Here is a 16,837-nt window from a genome sequence, read left to right as displayed (position 1 = left end):
CCATGAGTGAATACGTTGCGCCGCTAAAAGATATTCGTTTCGTCATGCAGGATCTGGCCGATCTCGACCGGGTCGTCGCGTTGCCGGGGTGCGAGGAGGCGACGCCGGACGTGGTCGATGCCATTCTCGAAGAAGCGGCGAAATTCGCCGGGGCGGTGCTTTCGCCGCTCAATCGCGTTGGTGACCAGGATGGCGCCAAGTGGAAAGACACGGTGGTGACGACGTCGCCCGGTTTCAAGGAAGCCTATCGGCAATTTGTCGACAACGGCTGGAACGGCCTCGGTTGCGATCCGGAGTTCGGTGGCCAGGGCTTGCCCAAACTGCTGTCTACCGCCGTCAGCGAAATGTGGAAGGCGGCCAACCACGCTTTCTCGCTATGTCCGATGCTGACCCAGGGGGCCATTGAGGCGCTGATGATCGCCGGTACCGACGAGCAGAAAGCGGCCTACCTGCCGAACCTGGTTTCCGGGGAATGGACCGGGACGATGAATCTGACCGAACCGTCGGCCGGTTCTGATCTGGCCGCCGTGCGGACGCGCGCCGAGCCGGTCGGTGACGGCACCTACAAGGTTTTCGGCCAGAAGATATTTATTACCTATGGCGAGCACGACATGACGGACAACATCGTCCATCTGGTGCTCGCCCGGACGCCGAATGCGCCGGAAGGTGTCAAGGGGATTTCGCTGTTCGTCGTGCCGAAGTTCCTGCTCAAGGCGGATGGTACGCCCGGCGAACGCAATGACGTCTACTGCGTCTCGATCGAACACAAGCTGGGCATTCACGGTAGTCCGACGGCGGTGCTCGCCTTTGGCGACAACGGTGGGGCGATCGGTACGCTGGTCGGTGAGGAGAATCGTGGCCTGGAGTACATGTTCATCATGATGAACGCCGCCCGCTTCAACGTCGGCCTGGAAGGTCTGGGCGATGCCGAGCGGGCCTATCAGCGCGCTGCCGTCTATGCCAAGGAGCGCGTCCAGGGAACCGAAGTCGGCGTGCGGGGCGGTCCGAAAGTGCCGATCATCAAGCATCCCGACGTTCGTCGCATGTTGATGTCGATGCGTTCCCGCATCGAAGCCATGCGTGCGTTGGCATATGTCACCGCTGCGGCACAGGACAATGCTCACGCCAACCCGGACGAGGTGGAGCGCAAGAAGGGGCAGGCGTTTGCCGAGCTGATGATCCCGGTCGTTAAAGGCTGGAGTACCGAAAGTGCCATCGACATCGCCTCGCTCGGTGTTCAGGTGCATGGCGGGATGGGTTACATCGAAGAAACCGGCGCCGCCCAGCATCTGCGCGATGCCCGTATCACGGCGATCTATGAAGGAACGACGGCGATTCAGGCGAACGACCTGATCGGCCGCAAGATCGCCCGCGAGAAAGGGTTGACCATTCTCGCGGTAATCGCCGACATGCGGGCTGCCGCGACCCGGCTCGATGGCGATCTGGCTCAGATTGGCGCACGGCAGAATGCCGCGATCGACGCCCTGGAGAAAGCGGTTGCCTGGATCGTCGCCAATTTTTCCGGTGAGCCAAGGGCAGTGCATGCCGGCGCCGTACCGTTCCTGTATCTGCTCGGTATTGTGGCTGGCGGCTGGCAAATGGGGCGTGCGGCAGTGATTGCCCGGGCTCGGATCGCGGCTGGCGACGGCGACCCGTTCTGGGCGGCAAAGCTGGCCACCACGCGTTTCTTCGCCGATCATTTCCTGGTGCAGGCGGCCGGTCTGGCCGAGTCGATTGTGGCCGGCGCTGGCGGGGTGCTGGAAATGGCTGATGACTGCTTCTAATTAAGCTGCATCGGATCCCCGTAAGCCCACGATTGCTGCTATAATCGTGGGCTTTTCAACCTTGCCCTACCGCATTCGCATGGTGGAGGGTTCATCCCAAAAGGAGTTTGCATGCGCCATTATGAAATCGTCTTTATCGTCCATCCGGACCAAAGCGAACAAGTGCCCGGCATGGTCGAGCGCTATCGTGCCATCGTCGCTGCCAAGGGCGGCGTGATCCATCGTCTGGAAGACTGGGGCCGTCGCCAATTGGCTTACCCGATCCAGAAGATCCACAAGGCTCACTATGTTCTGATGAACATCGAGATCGACGGCGAAACGCTGAACGAACTCGAGCATTCATTCAAGTTCAACGATGCCGTGCTGCGCCACCTCACCGTCAAGATGAAAGCCGCTGTGACGACTCCTTCCCCGATGATGAAGGAAGAAAAGTCCAAGTCCCTGCTGGCTGGCGACGTGGCTCCGGTTGTTGCTGCTGAACAAGCTGCTCCGGCTGCTGCCTAAAACATATTTGCACGGGAATTACGGCTGAACTGCATCGAACTCTCCGGTCAATTGGTTGAGCGCAAAGCCTTGCGCTATACCCCGGCCGGCGTACCAGTCAGTGAAGGGCGTTTGCAACACAGCTCCTCGCAGATTGAAGGCGGTGCAGAGCGTCTGGTGGAAGTGGAAATTGCTGTTCTGGCCTTGGGCGAATCCGCCCGCTGGCTACAGGCAGCACCCCTCGGCGGGGCCGTCAAACTGACTGGATTTCTTGCTGCCAGAAGCCGCAACAGCAAAGCGCCCGTGCTACATGTGAATTCAATAGAATTTTTGGAAGGAAACGAAAATGGCTCGATTCTTCAAGAAGAAGGATGATGACAAGAAAAAGAAACGCGGCGGTGGTCTCTTCAAGCGCCGTAAGTTCTGCCGCTTCACGGCAGAAAAAGTCGAACAGATCGACTACAAGGATGTGGATGTCCTGAAGGAATTCATCCAGGAAAACGCCAAGATCATGCCGGCTCGTCTGACCGGCACCAAGGCCGGCTATCAGCGTCAGCTGGGCACCGCCATCAAGCGCGCCCGCTTCCTGGCTCTGCTGCCTTACACCGACAACCATCAATAATTCTCGAGGAGACGAAACATGCAAATCATTCTGCTCGAAAAGGTTGTTAACCTCGGTAACCTCGGCGATATCGTCAAGGTCAAGGATGGCTACGCCCGTAACTTCCTGATCCCGAAAAAGATCGCCAAGCGCGCCACGCCTGCTGCCAAGGCCGAGTTTGAAGTCCGTCGCGCCGAACTGGAAAAGATCGCCGCTGACAAGCTCGTCGCTGCCCAAGGCGTTGCTGAAAAGCTGACCGGTGTTTCCGTGTTGGTTGCCCGCAAGGCCGGTCTGGACGGTCGCCTGTTCGGTTCCGTCGGCAATGCCGACATCGCCGAAGCACTGAAGGCTGCCGGTTTCGTGGTCGACAAGTCGGCTATCCGCCTGCCGGATGGTCCGCTGAAGACGATTGGCGATTTCCCGCTCGACGTTGCGCTGCACACCGATGTGCTGGCCAGCATTAACGTGGCGGTGGTTGCCGAGTAATTCCGGCCACGCCTCACGACAAAAGGCCTCGCAGTAGCGAGGCCTTTTTACTTTAAACTCGATCTCATGAACCAGCGCCCACAGAAACCCCGTGTTACCGATTCTTCCCTGGACCACCTGCGTGTTCCGCCGCATTCCGTAGAGGCCGAGCAGTCGGTTCTCGGTGGTTTGTTGCTTGATAACCAGGCCTGGGACCGGATTGGCGACATGATCGTCGATACGGACTTCTATCGCGACGAGCACCGGCGTATCTTCCGCCAGATTCGCAGCCTGTTGGAGCGCGCCAAGCCGGCCGACGTCATTACCGTGGCCGAAGCGCTCGATGCGGCCGGCGATGGCGAGCGGACCGGCGGCCTGGTCTATCTTGGCGAATTGGCCGCCAACACGCCCTCGGCGGCGAATATCAAGCGCTATGCGGAGATCGTGCGCGAGCGTTCGGTTTTGCGCCAGCTGGTGGCGACGGCCGACGAAATCGCTTCCGATGCGCTGAATCCGCTCGGCCGGGATGCCGAAACGCTGCTTGATGAAGCGGAATCGAAGATCTTCAAGATTGCCGAAGCCGGCGCTGGACACAACGAAGGCTTCGTTCATATCAATCCGCTGCTGACCCAGGTCGTCGAGCGGATTCAGGAATTGCACGACCGCGACAACCCGTCCGACATTACCGGGGTGCCGACCGGCTTCATCGATCTCGATCAGAAAACCTCGGGCTTCCAGCCGGGCGACCTGATCATCGTCGCCGGCCGCCCGTCGATGGGCAAGACGGCCTTCGCCTTGAATATCGCCGAAAATGTGGCGGTCGAGTCGGGACTGCCGGTCGGCGTGTTCTCGATGGAAATGGGTGGTGCCCAGTTGGCCATGCGGATGCTGGCTTCAATCGGCCGCCTGAATTCGCAGAGTTTGCGGACCGGCCGGATGAGCGACGACGAGTGGTCACGTCTCTCGTTTGCCCTTGGCAAGCTGCATGAAGCACCAATCTACATCGACGAGACCGGTGGCCTCAGTCCCGCCAACCTGCGTGCTCGCGCCCGGCGCCTGGCGCGCCAGTACGGCGGCAAGCTCGGCTTGCTGGTAATCGACTACATCCAGCTGATGAGCGGCAACCGGCAGGGTGAAAACCGGGCGACCGAAGTCTCGGAAATCTCCCGCTCGATCAAGTCGCTGGCCAAGGAATTGCAAGTACCCATCGTCGCGCTGTCGCAGCTTTCGCGGAAAGTCGAGGAGCGGACCGACAAGCGGCCGATGATGTCCGACTTGCGCGAATCCGGCGCTATCGAGCAGGATGCCGACGTGATCCTGATGATGTACCGCGACGAGTACTACAACAAGGAAAGCCAGGACAACAAGGGCATGGCCGAAGTCATTATCGGCAAGCAGCGTAACGGCCCGACCGGCACCGTGCGCATGGCTTTCATCGGCGAATACACACGTTTCGAAAATCTGGCGAGCGGTGGCTTTGTCAGCTCGGATAACTGACAATCAGAAGTGAAGAGGGCCGGGAAACCCGGCCTTCTTCATTGCGCCGGCAGCCTTGTCGATCAGACGCGGAGCAGTGCCTTGACCAGGCGTTCGGAGAGTTGGTCCTCGGTGAACTGGGCTTCGTTCGGCGGGTAAAGGGAGTTCTCTTCGATCGCGAAACCGTGCTCCTGGGCCAGGGCGCGCAATTCCTTGATTTTCTGGCAGGCTTTGAGTTTTTCTCTCAGCTCGGCATCGGCTTTGGCTTTTTCGGCGAAGGCCTTGATCGGGGCAATGGACATCTATGGTTCTCCTGAACGGTGATGTGGGTGGAAAGAGCGGTTGGCTTGCGGAAAATTGTCGTCTTGATTACAAAAAACGGAAAATTTCGGGGCAAAGCTTGCTGTTAGCAATAAAAGGGCCAAATGCTTCGTTGGCTCCCGTTGGCTGCGGAAAGCCGCCAGAAGGCGCAATCTTTCAGGAAAACAGCCGGCGGCAAACGGTGTTGATGAACTAACATTTGCCCCTCTCTTCCCAACGACAAAAGGCTTGATGCCCGCCATGCAGACCGAACAGATCACCCGCCACAGTCTTTTCGAAGACATTCAGGCCTTGCTGGTCGGGCCGATGTTCGTCGCCTTTGCTGTCCTGCTTTTTCAGCATGCCGGCTTGCTGACCGGCGGCACGGTCGGTCTGGCCTTCCTGTTGCACTACCTGACGGGGTGGTCGATGGCGTGGATCGTTTTTGTGCTGAATCTGCCGTTTTACCTGTTTGCCTGGCGGGCAATGGGCTGGGTGTTCACCGTCAAGACCTTTATCTGCGTCGGCTTGCTGTCGCTCTACACTGCGCTGTTGCCGCAGGTGATTGTGCTGCAGTCGGTCGACCGGCTGTTTGCCGCGGTGATGGGCGGTTTCCTGGTTGGTGTCGGATTGCTGATGATCGTCCGCCACAAGGCCAGCCTTGGCGGTCTGGGCGTGCTAGCGCTGTATTTTCAGAATACCCGTGGCTGGCCGGCCGGCAAGGTTCAGATGGTAGCCGACGCGTTGATCCTGGTGGTTGGCCTGGTGATTCGTGACCCGCTCAGTATCGGCCTGTCGATTGTCGGCGCCCTGGCGCTAAATCTGGTGCTGGCCGTCAATCACAAGGCCGGGCGCTACCTCGGAACCTGAGTCGCGGCAATCAACCGCTGCCGACGACCATTTCGCCGCCATGACGTTGTTTCAAGAGTCCTTTACCTTGCCAAGCGAATGCCGTGACTTTGTCGAATGGCATCTCGGGCGCTCGCCCTATCTGTTCTGGGCGGTCGATCTCGATACGCTCGTTGTGCGACAGCGGATCGATCGCGCCGCGATGCAGCTTGATGGTCTGCTACTCGATACTTATCGCCGTCAGCCGCATATCACGCTCGACGTCTGCGGTTTTCCCAGCGGTGAGCCGCGCTATCCCGATGATTTCGGCCCGGAGTTGGTGCATGCCCAATGCCTGGCCCTGCGTGCAGCGCGCCTGACTTGCTTCGAGATTGAAATCGGCGGGTTGGCGAGTTTTTCCTCGGCGCCCTATCTGGCCCTGGTTGACCACGGCGGTGGTCTTGCCGCAGTCCGGAGATGCCTGGCTGTCAATGGCACAAACCGGCTGACCGGCGCGTTTACGCCGCATCTGACGGTTGGCCTTTATGCCGGCGCCTGGCCGGCCGCCATGGTGCATTCCCGCCTAGCCCGCTTTGCCGCCGGGGAGCCGCTGCGTTGCCGGATCGAGCGGATCAGTCTGATGAGCTATGCGCCTTCGGAAATCGGTGGGCCGTTGAGTCGGGTCGGCAGTTTTCATCTCGAGTCGGGGCGCATGCGCTGGCACGACCGAGCAAATCAGCTTATCCCTGACTTTCAGTCGGTGCTTCGTCGGCTCGCCCGATAATTTTCCAGGCATACATCAGGCTCGTCTCGCTGAATTCCCCGCCGCTTGCGCTGTCCTGCCACCAGATCTCGCCGCGCGCATCGGGGCCGCGATAGCGCCAGTGCTGCTGTTCGCCGCTGCACAGTTCGATCAGGTAGAGGGTGTTGCGTATCAGCTCGGTCATTGGCAGCTCCGGTGTTTCACCAGGATGCGGGGCGCGAGGTGTCGTCGGCCCGGTAAGCGGCAAAGCGTTCGGCGAGAAAGTCGATGAAGATCCGCACCTTGGCCGACAACTGGTGGCGTTGCGGGTAGATGGCGTGGATGTCGGCGGCACTGCCGACCCATGGTTCTAGCACCCGGACCAGTTCGCCGCTGCGCAGGTAGCCGGCGATATCCCATTCCGAGCGCAGCACGATGCCGTGTCCGGCCAAGGCCCAGTCGACGGCGATTTCGCCGTGATTGACGGCGAGCGGGCTGCGCACCTTGATCATCACTTGCTGCTTGCCGTCGGCGAGCTGCCAGTTGTTGAAGGCGGCATTGCTTTCGCGGATGACGATGCAGGAATGGTCTTGCAGATCGCGCGGTTCGGCCGGCCTGCCGCGTTCGGCAAGGTAAGCCGGAGCGGCGCACAGCAGGCGGCGGTTGGCGGCAATTTTACGGGCGAGGATGCGGGCATCCGGTGGTGGTCCGAAGCGGATGCCGATATCCAGGGCGTGTTCGGTCAGGTCGAGGGCGCGATCCGACAGATGCAGAACGACATCGACTTCCGGATAGCTTCGAACAAAATCGGAAATCAGTGGCCCGAGGTGCCGGCGGCCGAAGCCGAATCCGGCATTGATCCGCAGCAGGCCGCGCGGCGTGTCGCGGCTTTCGGTCAGCGAGCGCTCAAGACGCTCGATGTCGCGCAGGATCTGCTCGCCGTCCTCGAGATAGCTTTCACCTTCCGGAGTCAGGCTGAGGCGGCGCGTCGTCCGGTTGAGCAAGCGGACGCCGAGGCGCTTTTCCAGCGCCGCCAGGCGGCGACTGACCGCCGGCGGCGTCACGCCGAGGGCCTGGGCGGCCGCAGCCAGGCTCGGCTGGCGGGCAAGCAAGCTGAAAAAACCGAGATCGGTGGTGTCGGCCATTGGTGCGCAAAAGTTAATAATGAATTGATCGGCTAGCCATTGTAGCTTTGGATGAGTTGAATATGATGTGTTTTCCACCGCCAAGCGAAGCATCATGCACTTTCTTCCATTCCCTGAACTCTTGCTGACCCTGGCCCTTGGCGCCGGGCTCGGATTCTTTGGCGGCCTGTTCGGCATCGGTGGCGGCATCATCGCCATTCCGCTGCTGGTCCTTGGTTTTGGCATGGAGCAGCCGCTGGCTCAAGGTACGGCGCTAGTCCTGATGGTGCCGAATCTGCTGGTTGGCTGGTGGCGTTACAGCCAGCGCCACCCGCTGGCCTTGGGCAATGCCCTGTTGATGGCGCTTTCCGGCACCCTGACCACCTGGCTGGTCGCCCATTTTGCCACCCGGCTCGATCCGCTGATCCTGCGCTGGCTGTTCAGTTTTTTCATCGGCCTGCTGGCTTTACGCTTGCTGATCCGGCGTCGGACCCACGGCGACGCCGGCGAGCAGCCCTTGGATGTCCGCTGCCTACCGCTCGTCGGCATCATGGGCGGCAGCAGCATGGGCCTGCTCGGTATCGGTGGCGGACTGGTCGCGACGCCGCTGTTGTCCGGCTGGCTGGGGCAGCGCCAGGCGATGGCGCAAAGTCTATCGCTGGCCCTGGTCGCTCCGAGTTCGGTGGTCGCCCTGGCGACCTATGCCGGCGCCCAGCGGGTGGATTGGACGATGGGCTTGCCGCTGGCGATTGGCGGCTTGTTCACTGTCTCGGCCGGTGTGGCGCTGGCTCACCGCTTGCCCGAGAAGCGCATGCGCGCGGCGTTTGCCTGGATGCTGCTGAGTACTGCGCTATGGCTGTTGATCGGGCCATTTGTTCTTTGAAGTTTGGCGCCGCAGCATTCGAGAAAACAAAAAGGGCCAGAATTTTCTAGCCCTTTTTGCTGTGCGGCAGTTCTTGGTCTGCCGAACTATGCTGCAAATTATTACTGATTTGCCTTCTTGCGTGATTTGGCGGCAACCGCTCCGAGCAGCGCGACCGACAGCAGTGCCAGCGAACCGGGTTCAGGTACCTGTTGGTTATTGCCGATGGTGACGCTGAAGGCCATTTCCGGAGTACGCCCTCGACCATCGAAATTGACGCCAGTCCGATCATTTGAATACCAGAAAGAGCCACCGTCAACGATCCCCTCGGAATTCTGCGTGTGTCCTCCGACGTTGTATTGGCCACTGCCGCCACCGAGATTGACCGTGCTGGCGGCAAACCAGTAGGTTTGACCGGCCAGCAGCGAAAGCAGGCTGGTAATAGAACCGCCGTCGACGAAAGTCAGGCTGTTGAGCGTCAGTCCGGTCAGGACGCCGGAAGTTGCATAGACGGTGCTGGAATCCGGGCCATTGGAGGAATTGCCGCCGATCGATCCAAAAATCTGGAAGACCAGATCGGAACCTTGGCTACCCCGGCTGTTCAGCCAGGTGCCCAAGCCGGTGACGCTGCCGCTGGTCGGTGCAACAAAGCTGTTGGCGTAGATGTAGGTTCCACCATTTGATAGCGGACTCCAATTGTCGCCTTGGTTCGGGCTCTTGGTTACGGTTGTTGCCGATGCGGAAGCGGCGATCAAAGCGAAGGCGGCAAAAGTGCTCAGAAATTTTTTGATTTTCATAACGAATCCCCTTGGTATGAGTAATGGTTTTGCTTGCGGGGCTAAGCAATTGTTGGGCCAAAAATGCAATTCATTGAAAATGTGAAGGTTTTATTTCAATTGTCGATGCGGTGTAAAAAAATCCGACAAAAGCGTTGTTGCTGTTGGACGAAAGCCGGCCAGCCCGTTACCGATGACGGGGATCTCGATATGAACGACGATGCTCTCAGTCGATGTCGGTGGCGGGCAGGGTGCTTTGGTAAGTCGGTGCGTAGTACTCGCCGACATGTGCGGCATGATTGCGGCCAAGTTCAATGTAGGCTGCTAGTGTGACCAGGCCGAGGGTAACGAAGAAAGCGCTGATCCCATGTTTGGCCAAGTGTTGCCGACGACGGCTGATATTCGATCGGTTGGCCACGAACCAGCCCCGCTTGATCGCCAACCGGTAGAGGCCGATGCCGGCATGCAGTTCGGCGGCGAACAGCAGCATCAGGTAGAGCGGCCACAGATTGCCGGTCCATACCCGGTCGGCAGCTTCGAAAGGGTTGCTCATCGACGGTTGAGTCAGCATGTCGTAAAGGTGGATGGTGGCCATGAAAAACAGCGCGAAGCCGGTCCAGATCTGCAGCCACCACAGCGAAGTATGGTCATGATGCAAGTCGTTCTTGGTCGGGGTGGCGGCGCGGTACTGACGATAGCCAGCGGGAAACTTGCGCATCGCCAGCCAGACGTGGGAAATGAAGATCACCAGAATGAGGGTGACGACACCCGATACCAGAACGGGATAGGGTTTGCCAAGATGGTAGGCGCCTTCAAACAACCGGGCGACGGTATAAAAAGCATTCTGGCTGATCAGTAAGGATGTGACGAATAACAGGTGTGCCAACAGGAACGCCGCCAGGAGCAGTCCGGAGGCAGTCTGCAGGACGTCGAGCCGGGTTGGCGGGGCGACGGACGACGGACCGCTGTCATCCGGGTTGGTCGGTTCGTGGCAGGCTTTGCTACGCCCTGTCAGGCAGGCCATCATCGCTTCCCGTTGCAAAATCTTTCTCTCTGTTGAAGGTCGATGTCGAAATCCGGTTTCTTGCCGGATGTCCGGAAGAGAGGGGCGACATTCATCTTGTTTTTACTATCGAATTTGACTGTAGCACAGAGGTTTGCGCCATTGTTGCAACGCAACATATATTTGTTTTTTGCGTTTTGTAAGGCTTTTGTAAGCCATGCAGCAAAAAGGTTTTCGGCTATTCCGTGAGTATTTTTGCGTTGCATCAAAATCGTCCTGGGGATGGAGGCCTGTCCGGTTATCGTCGGATGTCCTTGTTTGAACTGTCAGATGCCGGCGATGTGCTCGAAGATGGTGGGCGGCATCTGTTAAGATTCGGCCCGCATTCATCAGGTCTTGCTCCTTGTCTTCCCTTCCCGAAATATTCTCTCCCGATGGTCCGCTGGCCCAAGGCATCAGCGGCTATCGCGTGCGCGATCAGCAGGTCGAAATGGCCGAGCGTATCGCCGCCGCCATCAACAGCTGCTCGGTCTTCATCGCCGAAGCGGGTACCGGCACGGGCAAAACCTTTGCCTATCTGGTGCCGGCCCTGCGCTCGGGCGGCAAGGTGATTGTCTCGACCGGTACCAAGACGCTGCAGGACCAGCTTTTCAACAAGGACCTGCCGATGGTCCGCGATGCGCTGAAGGCACCGGTCAAGATCGCCTTGCTCAAGGGACGGGCCAATTACGTTTGTCCCTACCATCTTGAACGCTCGCTGGCCGACGGCCGCTTCCTGACCCGCGAAGATGCGGCCGATGCGCGCCGCATCTCGGTCTTCGCCAAAGTGACGCATACCGGCGACAAGGCGGAATGCTTGGAAGTCTCGGAAAACTCGCCGGTCTGGAATCACGTCACCTCGACCCGCGAAAACTGCCTCGGCCAGGACTGCCCGGATTACAAGGACTGCTTCGTGATGCTGGCGCGGCGCGAGGCGATGGCGGCCGATCTGGTGGTGGTCAATCATCACCTGTTCTTCGCCGATGTGATGCTGCGCGACGAAGGCATGGCCGAACTGCTGCCGGCCTGCAACACGGTGATCTTCGACGAAGCCCACCAGTTGCCGGAAGTGGCGACGCTGTTCTTCGGCGATACCGTATCGACGGCGCAGATCCTCGATCTGGCCCGCGATGCCCGTTCCGAAGGGCTGACCAATGCCCGCGATTGCCTCGAACTGCAGTCCGGCGCCCGGGAGATGGAAAAAATCGCCAAGGACCTGCGGCTGGCCGTCGGTCTCGATGCCGGGCGTTTCTCCTATGGCCAGCTGCTCGAAAAGCCCGAATTTGCCCCGGCTTTGAAGGAACTGGAAGAGGAGGTGACGAAGTTTTCCGCCGTTCTGGAAACCCAGGCCGAGCGCGCCGAGGGACTGGAGAAATGCTGGCAGCGGGCGGTCGAACTGGTGCAGCGGCTTGGTCAGTGGCAGAAAGTCAGCGACGACGGTTACGTGCGCTGGGCCGAAGCCTTCACCCATTCCCTGCAGCTGAATTCGACGCCGCTCGATGTCGCGGAGATTTTCCGCAAGCAGATGGGTGGTCATCCGCGCGCCTGGATCTTTACCTCGGCGACGCTCGCCGTGCAGGGCAAGTTCCATCATTACTGCGCCGAACTCGGCCTTGGCGAGCCGGAATCGGCCTGCTGGCAAAGCCCCTTCGATTATGGCCGGCAGGCCTTGCTCTACGCGCCGCTCGGCATGCCGGAGCCGAACTCCTACGGTTACACCGACGCCGTCGTCGATGCCGCCTTCCCGGCGGTGGTGGCGGCCGGCGGCGGGGCGTTCTTCCTGTGTACCAGCCTGCGCGCCATGCGCCGGACGCACGAACTGATCAAGGCGCGGCTGGAAGACGAAGGCCACGACATGCCGTTGCTGATGCAGGGCGAAGGCAGCAAGAACGATCTGCTGCAGCGCTTCCGCCATCTCGGTAATGCCATCCTGGTTGGCAGCCAGAGTTTCTGGGAAGGCGTCGATGTGCGCGGTGAAGCCTTGTCGCTGGTCGTCATCGACAAGATTCCCTTCGCGCCGCCTGACGATCCGGTGCTGTCGGCGCGCATCGAGCAAATGCGGCAGCAGGGGCGCAACGCTTTCATGGAATACCAGTTGCCGCGCGCCGTGATTAACGTCAAGCAGGGGGCCGGGCGGCTGATCCGTGACGAAACCGATACCGGCGTGCTGATGATTTGTGATCCACGACTTTTATCAAAGCCTTACGGCCGCCGGGTCTGGCAAAGTCTGCCCCCGATGAAGCGGACCAAGGAGCTTTCCGAAGTGATCAATTTCTTTGCCAGCAGGAACCGTGATGTTTGACCGGCAGGCCTTGACGGCAGCGCTGGAGGAGGGGGCTCCGCTCGATTGCCAGGCGCTGTCCATTTCTCACCCGTCGTTGTTCTCGCCGGCTGAACTGCATATTGCCCCGGCCACGCTGCAGGCGATGGTCGATCTGGTCGCCGCCATCGAATCGGTGATTGCCCTGCCGGCCTACCAGCAACGGGTGCTGGCCTGGGCGCCGGCCAGTGCGCAGAAGCCGCTGGCGGCACGCAGCGTCTTTTTCGGCTATGACTTTCATCTGGCCGAGAGCGGCCCGCGGCTGATCGAAATAAACACAAATGCCGGCGGCGGGATGTTGAACAGCCGACTGTTGATGGCCCACGGCGAGACCGAAGCGGCGCGCCGCGTCGAGCAGGCCTTCGTCGCGATGTTCCGCGAGGAATGGCGGCTGATGCGTGGTGCGGCGCCGCTTAAGCGTATCGCCATCGTTGACGAAAATCCGGACCGGCAATATCTGGCACCGGAATTCGAATTGTTCCGTCAGTTGTTCGAGGCTAACGGCATCGCGGCGGTGATCGCCGATCCGGGTGAATTCACCCGCGAAGGCAATCGACTGCTTTACCGCGGCGAAGCCGTAGATCTGATCTACAACCGGCTGACCGATTTTTCGCTCGATGCGGCGGCCAATGCCGATATCCAGGCCGTTTTCGCCGCCGATGGCGTGGTCGTCACGCCGCATCCGCGCGCCCACGCCCTCTATGCCGACAAACGCAACCTGGTGCTGCTGTCCGACGAGGCCACGCTGATCGAACTCGACGTGCCGGCAGCGACCCGGCGCACCTTGCTGGCCGGCATCCCGCGCACGGTCGCGGTTGGCGCGGCGGAGGGCGAGCGCTTCTGGGCCGAGCGCAAACGCTGGTTCTTCAAGCCGGCTGCCGGTTTCGGCAGTCGCGCCGCCTACCGTGGCGACAAACTGACCAAACGCGTCTTCGAGGAAATCTGCCAGGGCGGTTACATCGCTCAGCAAATTGTCCCGCCATCCGAGCATGCAGTGCTGGTCGAGGACGAAACCCAACTGATGAAGGCCGATATTCGCGCCTTTGTCTATCAGGCCCAGGTGCAATTGTTCGTGGCTCGTCTATACCAGGGCCAAACGACCAATTTCCGGACGCCGGGCGGTGGTTTCGCGCCGGTTTTCCCGGCTTAAGCGGGTAAAATCCGGCCATGAAAGTTTTTGGTATTGCCGGCTATTCCGGCTCCGGCAAGACGACTTTGCTGGAAAAACTGATTCCCCAGCTCACCGCCCGCGGCATCAAGGTCGCGGTGATCAAGCATGCCCACCACGGCTTCGACATCGACCGGCCAGGCAAGGATTCCTACCGCCACCGCGAAGCGGGCGCCCACGAAGTGCTGTTGTCCTGCAACGACCGCTGGGCCTTGATGCACGAACGCCGCAGCGAAGGCGAGGTGACTCTCGACGAGCTGATCGGCCACCTGTCGCCCTGCGATCTGGTGCTGATCGAAGGCTTCAAGCAGGAACCGGTGCCCAAGCTGGAAGTCTACCGCCCGGAGAACGGCAAGCCGCCGCTCTTTCCGGAACGCAGCGATATCGTCGCGCTGGCCACCGATGCCGACATCGTCACCTCCTTGCCGAAACTGCCGCTGAACGACATGGCGGCGATTGCCACCTTTATTATCGATACCCTCCAATTGTCGGAACGCCCATGCTGACCTTTGAACAAGCCCTGGAAAAACTGCTCGCCGCTGCCCTGCCGGTCGAAGAGGTCCGCTCGCTGCCGCTGACCGCCGCCGCCGGCCGCGTCCTGGCTGCTGCCCAGCAGTCCACCGTGGCCGTTCCGCCGCTCGACAATTCGGCGATGGACGGTTACGCCGTGCGGATTGCGGACCTGTCGGCACCCGGCGTCTGCCTGCCGGTCAGCCAGCGGATTCCGGCCGGAACGGTCGGTACCACGCTGCAACCCGGTACCGCGGCGCGGATCTTCACCGGCGCCCCGGTGCCGGCCGGGGCCGACGCCGTGGTCATCCAGGAGCTTTGCGAACACGGCGAAAACGGTGTCGTCATCAACCATCTGCCGCGTCTTGGCGAAAACATTCGCCGGGCCGGCGAAGACATCGCCCGCGGGGCCGACATCCTGACGCCGGGCAGCAAGCTGCGGCCGCAGGACATCGCCCTGGCCGCCTCGGCCGGGCTACCCGAGTTGCCGGTCTATCGCCGGGTCCGTGTCGGCGTCTTCTTTACCGGCGACGAACTGGTCCAGCCCGGCGATCCTTTGCCGCCGGGCGCCATCTACAATTCCAACCGCTACGCGTTGCGCGCCCTGCTCGAAGGGCTGGGCTGCGAAGTGCGCGATCTCGGCACCGTGCCGGACAATCTGGCATCGACCCGCGAAGCCCTGCGCAAGGCGGCCGCCGACAATGACCTGATCGTCACCAGCGGCGGCGTTTCGGTCGGTGAGGAAGATCACGTCAAACCGGCAGTCGAAGCCGAAGGCCGGATCGACATGTGGAAACTCGCCATCAAGCCGGGCAAGCCGCTGGCCTTCGGCGAAGTCCGCCGGCCCGGCGGCAAGGCCTGGTTCATCGGCCTGCCGGGCAATCCGGTGTCGGCCATCGTCACTTTCCTGATCATGGTTCGCCCCTTCGTGCTGCGTTTGCAGGGGGTGAGCGATGTCACGCCGCGCTCCTTCAATCTGCGCGCCGATTTCGCCTGGCTGCGGCCGGATGTCCGCGCTGAATTTCTGCGGGCCCGGATGAACGACAGGGGCGGCGTCGAGCTCTATCCGAACCAGGGGGCCGGCATCCTCACCTCGCTGTGCTGGGGCGACGGCCTGGTGTTCAACAAGCCGGGTCTGGCCATCAACCAGGGTGACAGCGTGTGCTTCGTGCCCTACGCGGAGTTGCTGTCGTGAGCGTCAAAATTCTCTATTTCGCCAGTCTAAAGGAGGCGCTCGGCATGGCCGGCGAATCCGTCGAGCTGCCGGCCGGCGTCGCTACCGTCGGCGCCTTGCGTGACTGGCTGGTCGGCCGCGGTCGGGAAAAACTGGCGAGTGCAAAAAATCTGCGCTGCGCTGTCAATCAGGATATGGCCGGGCTCGATACACCGGTCAGGGAGGGCGACGAGATCGCCTTCTTTCCGCCGGTTACCGGCGGTTAATTAGGAAATACAATGTCTATTCAATGGTTCCCCGGGCACATGACCCAGGCCCGCAAGAAGGCCGGCGAGACGCTGGCCATGGCCGACGTCGTGGTCGAGGTGCTTGATGCCCGCCTGCCGCAGGCGAGCAGCAATCCGATGATTCACGAGCTGCGCGCCTTCCGTCAGCGCCCCTGCCTGAAGCTGCTGAACAAGGCCGACATGGCCGATCCGGTGGCGACCAAGGCCTGGCTCGACTATTTCGCCAAGCAGCCGGGGGTGATGGCGGTGGCCATTTCCTGCAAGAAGGCCAGCGACGTGGCGCGCATTCCGGGGCTGGCGCAGAAGCTGGCACCGCATCGCTGCGATGCCATCAAGCCGCTGCGCCTGATGATCATGGGCATTCCCAACGTCGGCAAATCGACGCTGATGAACGCGCTGGTCAAGAAGCGGGTAGCGGCGGTCGGCGACCAGCCGGCGGTGACCAAGAGCCAGCAGCGCATCGACATCAGCTCGCGGCTGACCATCTACGACACGCCGGGCATGCTCTGGCCGCGCATTGCCCATCCAATCGACGGTCTGATGCTGGCGGCCAGCCATGCGGTCGGCGTCAATGCCTACATCGATGAAGAAGTCGCGACATTCCTCGCCGACTTCCTGGTCGAGCACTACCCGGCCATGCTCAGCGCCCGCTATGGCTTTGCCACCGACGGGCTGGATGGCGTCGCCGTCATCGCGGCCGTCGCCAAGAAGCGCGGCTGCCTGATGAAAGGGCGGGGCGGCGAACTGGATCTGGAAAAAGCGGCCGGCATCCTGCTGACCGACTACCGGACCGGCGCCATCGGCCGGATCAGCCTGGAAACGCCGGCACTGCGCGAAGCTCGGGCCGAGCAACTGGCCAAGGCGGCAGTGGTCGTCGATACCCCGGAAGACTGAA

The 16,837-nt window shown here is 61.0% G+C and carries 22 protein-coding genes; 16 read left to right on the top strand and 6 right to left on the bottom strand.

Going from position 1 to position 16,837, the window contains the following annotated elements:
- Nucleotides 1-2 precede the first annotated feature (2 nt).
- The 6 genes from ACLIKD_RS10535 to dnaB all read left to right on the top strand — a co-directional run bounded on the left by ACLIKD_RS10535 (nucleotide 3) and on the right by dnaB (nucleotide 4,830).
- Complete coding sequence (locus tag ACLIKD_RS10535) at nucleotides 3-1,784, top strand: acyl-CoA dehydrogenase (RefSeq protein ID WP_428828297.1); 1,782 nt, start codon at nucleotides 3-5, stop codon at nucleotides 1,782-1,784.
- A 111-nt stretch (nucleotides 1,785-1,895) separates the two neighbouring features.
- The gene (gene rpsF / locus ACLIKD_RS10530; RefSeq protein ID WP_428828296.1) at nucleotides 1,896-2,288 is read left to right on the top strand and encodes a 30S ribosomal protein S6; all 393 of its coding nucleotides are present in this window, start codon (nucleotides 1,896-1,898) and stop codon (nucleotides 2,286-2,288) included.
- Between the two features lie 69 nt (nucleotides 2,289-2,357).
- A complete protein-coding gene (gene priB / locus ACLIKD_RS10525) occupies nucleotides 2,358-2,642 on the top strand; it encodes a primosomal replication protein N (RefSeq protein WP_428828295.1) in 285 nt (94 codons plus the stop codon).
- Nucleotides 2,614-2,889: a 30S ribosomal protein S18 gene (gene rpsR, locus ACLIKD_RS10520; protein ID WP_153148050.1), complete on the top strand. Its 276-nt coding sequence runs from the start codon at nucleotides 2,614-2,616 to the stop codon at nucleotides 2,887-2,889. The genes priB and rpsR overlap by 29 nt, the downstream gene beginning before the upstream one ends.
- Nucleotides 2,890-2,907: 18 nt before the next feature.
- A complete protein-coding gene (gene rplI / locus ACLIKD_RS10515) occupies nucleotides 2,908-3,354 on the top strand; it encodes a 50S ribosomal protein L9 (protein ID WP_428828294.1) in 447 nt (148 codons plus the stop codon).
- 66 nt (nucleotides 3,355-3,420) lie between these two features.
- On the top strand, nucleotides 3,421-4,830 hold the full coding sequence (gene dnaB / locus ACLIKD_RS10510) for a replicative DNA helicase (protein ID WP_428828293.1): 1,410 nt from the start codon (nucleotides 3,421-3,423) through the stop codon (nucleotides 4,828-4,830).
- A 62-nt stretch (nucleotides 4,831-4,892) separates the two neighbouring features.
- On the opposite strand, the gene ACLIKD_RS10505 is transcribed toward dnaB, so the two are convergent.
- The gene (locus ACLIKD_RS10505) at nucleotides 4,893-5,111 is read right to left on the bottom strand and encodes a Nif11-like leader peptide family natural product precursor (protein WP_428828292.1); all 219 of its coding nucleotides are present in this window, start codon (nucleotides 5,109-5,111) and stop codon (nucleotides 4,893-4,895) included.
- A 2-nt stretch (nucleotides 5,112-5,113) separates the two neighbouring features.
- On the opposite strand from ACLIKD_RS10505, the gene ACLIKD_RS10500 reads away from it, so the two are divergent.
- The 3 genes from ACLIKD_RS10500 to ACLIKD_RS10490 are packed head-to-tail and all read left to right on the top strand — an operon-like array spanning nucleotide 5,114 to nucleotide 6,721.
- Nucleotides 5,114-5,326, top strand: coding sequence for a hypothetical protein (locus tag ACLIKD_RS10500; RefSeq protein WP_428828291.1), 213 nt, complete (start codon nucleotides 5,114-5,116; stop codon nucleotides 5,324-5,326).
- A gap of 35 nt (nucleotides 5,327-5,361) precedes the next feature.
- Nucleotides 5,362-5,979 carry a YitT family protein gene (locus tag ACLIKD_RS10495; protein WP_428828290.1) on the top strand — a complete coding sequence of 206 codons (618 nt, stop codon included), beginning with the start codon at nucleotides 5,362-5,364 and terminating at the stop codon, nucleotides 5,977-5,979.
- Between the two features lie 40 nt (nucleotides 5,980-6,019).
- Complete coding sequence (locus ACLIKD_RS10490; RefSeq protein WP_428828289.1) at nucleotides 6,020-6,721, top strand: 2'-5' RNA ligase family protein; 702 nt, start codon at nucleotides 6,020-6,022, stop codon at nucleotides 6,719-6,721.
- Here ACLIKD_RS10490 and ACLIKD_RS10485 read toward each other — a convergent pair.
- Nucleotides 6,678-6,884 (bottom strand): hypothetical protein, encoded by a 207-nt coding sequence (locus ACLIKD_RS10485; protein WP_428828288.1) that lies wholly within the window; start codon nucleotides 6,882-6,884, stop codon nucleotides 6,678-6,680. The two genes, ACLIKD_RS10490 and ACLIKD_RS10485, sit on opposite strands and share 44 nt — an antisense overlap.
- A 16-nt stretch (nucleotides 6,885-6,900) precedes the next feature.
- Complete coding sequence (locus ACLIKD_RS10480) at nucleotides 6,901-7,824, bottom strand: LysR family transcriptional regulator (RefSeq protein ID WP_428828287.1); 924 nt, start codon at nucleotides 7,822-7,824, stop codon at nucleotides 6,901-6,903.
- 94 nt (nucleotides 7,825-7,918) lie between these two features.
- Here ACLIKD_RS10480 and ACLIKD_RS10475 point away from each other — a divergent pair, with 94 nt between their 5' ends.
- Entirely contained in the window at nucleotides 7,919-8,686 is a 768-nt protein-coding gene (locus ACLIKD_RS10475) for a sulfite exporter TauE/SafE family protein (protein ID WP_428828286.1), read from the top strand.
- Between the two features lie 101 nt (nucleotides 8,687-8,787).
- Here the strand turns inward: ACLIKD_RS10475 and ACLIKD_RS10470 are convergent, their stop codons facing one another.
- The 3 genes from ACLIKD_RS10470 to ACLIKD_RS10460 all read right to left on the bottom strand — a co-directional run bounded on the left by ACLIKD_RS10470 (nucleotide 8,788) and on the right by ACLIKD_RS10460 (nucleotide 10,710).
- The gene (locus tag ACLIKD_RS10470) at nucleotides 8,788-9,462 is read right to left on the bottom strand and encodes a PEP-CTERM sorting domain-containing protein (protein ID WP_428828285.1); all 675 of its coding nucleotides are present in this window, start codon (nucleotides 9,460-9,462) and stop codon (nucleotides 8,788-8,790) included.
- A gap of 205 nt (nucleotides 9,463-9,667) precedes the next feature.
- A complete protein-coding gene (locus ACLIKD_RS10465; protein ID WP_428828284.1) occupies nucleotides 9,668-10,465 on the bottom strand; it encodes a fumarate reductase cytochrome b subunit in 798 nt (265 codons plus the stop codon).
- Nucleotides 10,465-10,710 (bottom strand): hypothetical protein, encoded by a 246-nt coding sequence (locus ACLIKD_RS10460; protein WP_428828283.1) that lies wholly within the window; start codon nucleotides 10,708-10,710, stop codon nucleotides 10,465-10,467. The genes ACLIKD_RS10465 and ACLIKD_RS10460 overlap by 1 nt, the downstream gene beginning before the upstream one ends.
- Nucleotides 10,711-10,847: 137 nt before the next feature.
- On the opposite strand from ACLIKD_RS10460, the gene ACLIKD_RS10455 reads away from it, so the two are divergent.
- Genes ACLIKD_RS10455 through ylqF form a run of 6 tightly spaced genes read left to right on the top strand, consistent with a single transcriptional unit; the run spans nucleotide 10,848 to nucleotide 16,836 of the window.
- Nucleotides 10,848-12,785, top strand: coding sequence for an ATP-dependent DNA helicase (locus ACLIKD_RS10455; RefSeq protein ID WP_428828282.1), 1,938 nt, complete (start codon nucleotides 10,848-10,850; stop codon nucleotides 12,783-12,785).
- On the top strand, nucleotides 12,778-13,953 hold the full coding sequence (locus ACLIKD_RS10450; RefSeq protein ID WP_428828281.1) for a hypothetical protein: 1,176 nt from the start codon (nucleotides 12,778-12,780) through the stop codon (nucleotides 13,951-13,953). The genes ACLIKD_RS10455 and ACLIKD_RS10450 overlap by 8 nt, the downstream gene beginning before the upstream one ends.
- Nucleotides 13,954-13,970: 17 nt before the next feature.
- Entirely contained in the window at nucleotides 13,971-14,477 is a 507-nt protein-coding gene (gene mobB, locus ACLIKD_RS10445; RefSeq protein ID WP_428828280.1) for a molybdopterin-guanine dinucleotide biosynthesis protein B, read from the top strand.
- Nucleotides 14,471-15,676 carry a molybdopterin molybdotransferase MoeA gene (locus tag ACLIKD_RS10440; protein ID WP_428828279.1) on the top strand — a complete coding sequence of 402 codons (1,206 nt, stop codon included), beginning with the start codon at nucleotides 14,471-14,473 and terminating at the stop codon, nucleotides 15,674-15,676. The genes mobB and ACLIKD_RS10440 overlap by 7 nt, the downstream gene beginning before the upstream one ends.
- A complete protein-coding gene (gene moaD / locus ACLIKD_RS10435) occupies nucleotides 15,673-15,921 on the top strand; it encodes a molybdopterin converting factor subunit 1 (protein ID WP_428828278.1) in 249 nt (82 codons plus the stop codon). Before ACLIKD_RS10440 ends, moaD begins: the two co-directional genes overlap by 4 nt.
- 12 nt (nucleotides 15,922-15,933) lie before the next feature.
- Nucleotides 15,934-16,836 carry a ribosome biogenesis GTPase YlqF gene (ylqF, locus tag ACLIKD_RS10430; protein WP_226416100.1) on the top strand — a complete coding sequence of 301 codons (903 nt, stop codon included), beginning with the start codon at nucleotides 15,934-15,936 and terminating at the stop codon, nucleotides 16,834-16,836.
- Nucleotide 16,837 lies beyond the last annotated feature (1 nt).

The organism is Azonexus sp. IMCC34842 (assembly GCF_050368855.1).
In the GTDB taxonomy this organism is placed as follows: Bacteria; Pseudomonadota; Gammaproteobacteria; order Burkholderiales; family Rhodocyclaceae; genus Azonexus; species Azonexus denitrificans_A.
The sequence above is the reverse complement of the archived record's forward strand: the minus strand, read 5'-3'. Positions and strand labels throughout refer to the sequence as shown.

Excerpts from the sequence above, each read along its gene's own strand:
- ACLIKD_RS10460 (WP_428828283.1), bottom strand. The coding sequence starts at position 10,710 with ATGCAACGCAAAAATACTCACGGAATAGCCGAAAACCTTTTTGCTGCA.
- dnaB (WP_428828293.1), top strand. The coding sequence starts at position 3,421 with ATGAACCAGCGCCCACAGAAACCCCGTGTTACCGATTCTTCCCTGGAC.
- ACLIKD_RS10505 (WP_428828292.1), bottom strand. The coding sequence starts at position 5,111 with ATGTCCATTGCCCCGATCAAGGCCTTCGCCGAAAAAGCCAAAGCCGAT.
- ACLIKD_RS10470 (WP_428828285.1), bottom strand. The coding sequence starts at position 9,462 with ATGAAAATCAAAAAATTTCTGAGCACTTTTGCCGCCTTCGCTTTGATC.
- ylqF (WP_226416100.1), top strand. The coding sequence starts at position 15,934 with ATGTCTATTCAATGGTTCCCCGGGCACATGACCCAGGCCCGCAAGAAG.
- ACLIKD_RS10450 (WP_428828281.1), top strand. The coding sequence starts at position 12,778 with ATGTTTGACCGGCAGGCCTTGACGGCAGCGCTGGAGGAGGGGGCTCCG.
- ACLIKD_RS10485 (WP_428828288.1), bottom strand. The coding sequence starts at position 6,884 with ATGACCGAGCTGATACGCAACACCCTCTACCTGATCGAACTGTGCAGC.
- ACLIKD_RS10495 (WP_428828290.1), top strand. The coding sequence starts at position 5,362 with ATGCCCGCCATGCAGACCGAACAGATCACCCGCCACAGTCTTTTCGAA.
- ACLIKD_RS10500 (WP_428828291.1), top strand. The coding sequence starts at position 5,114 with ATGGTTCTCCTGAACGGTGATGTGGGTGGAAAGAGCGGTTGGCTTGCG.
- ACLIKD_RS10490 (WP_428828289.1), top strand. The coding sequence starts at position 6,020 with ATGACGTTGTTTCAAGAGTCCTTTACCTTGCCAAGCGAATGCCGTGAC.
- mobB (WP_428828280.1), top strand. The coding sequence starts at position 13,971 with ATGAAAGTTTTTGGTATTGCCGGCTATTCCGGCTCCGGCAAGACGACT.
- rpsR (WP_153148050.1), top strand. The coding sequence starts at position 2,614 with ATGGCTCGATTCTTCAAGAAGAAGGATGATGACAAGAAAAAGAAACGC.
- ACLIKD_RS10440 (WP_428828279.1), top strand. The coding sequence starts at position 14,471 with ATGCTGACCTTTGAACAAGCCCTGGAAAAACTGCTCGCCGCTGCCCTG.
- ACLIKD_RS10535 (WP_428828297.1), top strand. The coding sequence starts at position 3 with ATGAGTGAATACGTTGCGCCGCTAAAAGATATTCGTTTCGTCATGCAG.
- ACLIKD_RS10465 (WP_428828284.1), bottom strand. The coding sequence starts at position 10,465 with ATGGCCTGCCTGACAGGGCGTAGCAAAGCCTGCCACGAACCGACCAAC.
- rpsF (WP_428828296.1), top strand. The coding sequence starts at position 1,896 with ATGCGCCATTATGAAATCGTCTTTATCGTCCATCCGGACCAAAGCGAA.
- ACLIKD_RS10480 (WP_428828287.1), bottom strand. The coding sequence starts at position 7,824 with ATGGCCGACACCACCGATCTCGGTTTTTTCAGCTTGCTTGCCCGCCAG.
- ACLIKD_RS10475 (WP_428828286.1), top strand. The coding sequence starts at position 7,919 with ATGCACTTTCTTCCATTCCCTGAACTCTTGCTGACCCTGGCCCTTGGC.
- rplI (WP_428828294.1), top strand. The coding sequence starts at position 2,908 with ATGCAAATCATTCTGCTCGAAAAGGTTGTTAACCTCGGTAACCTCGGC.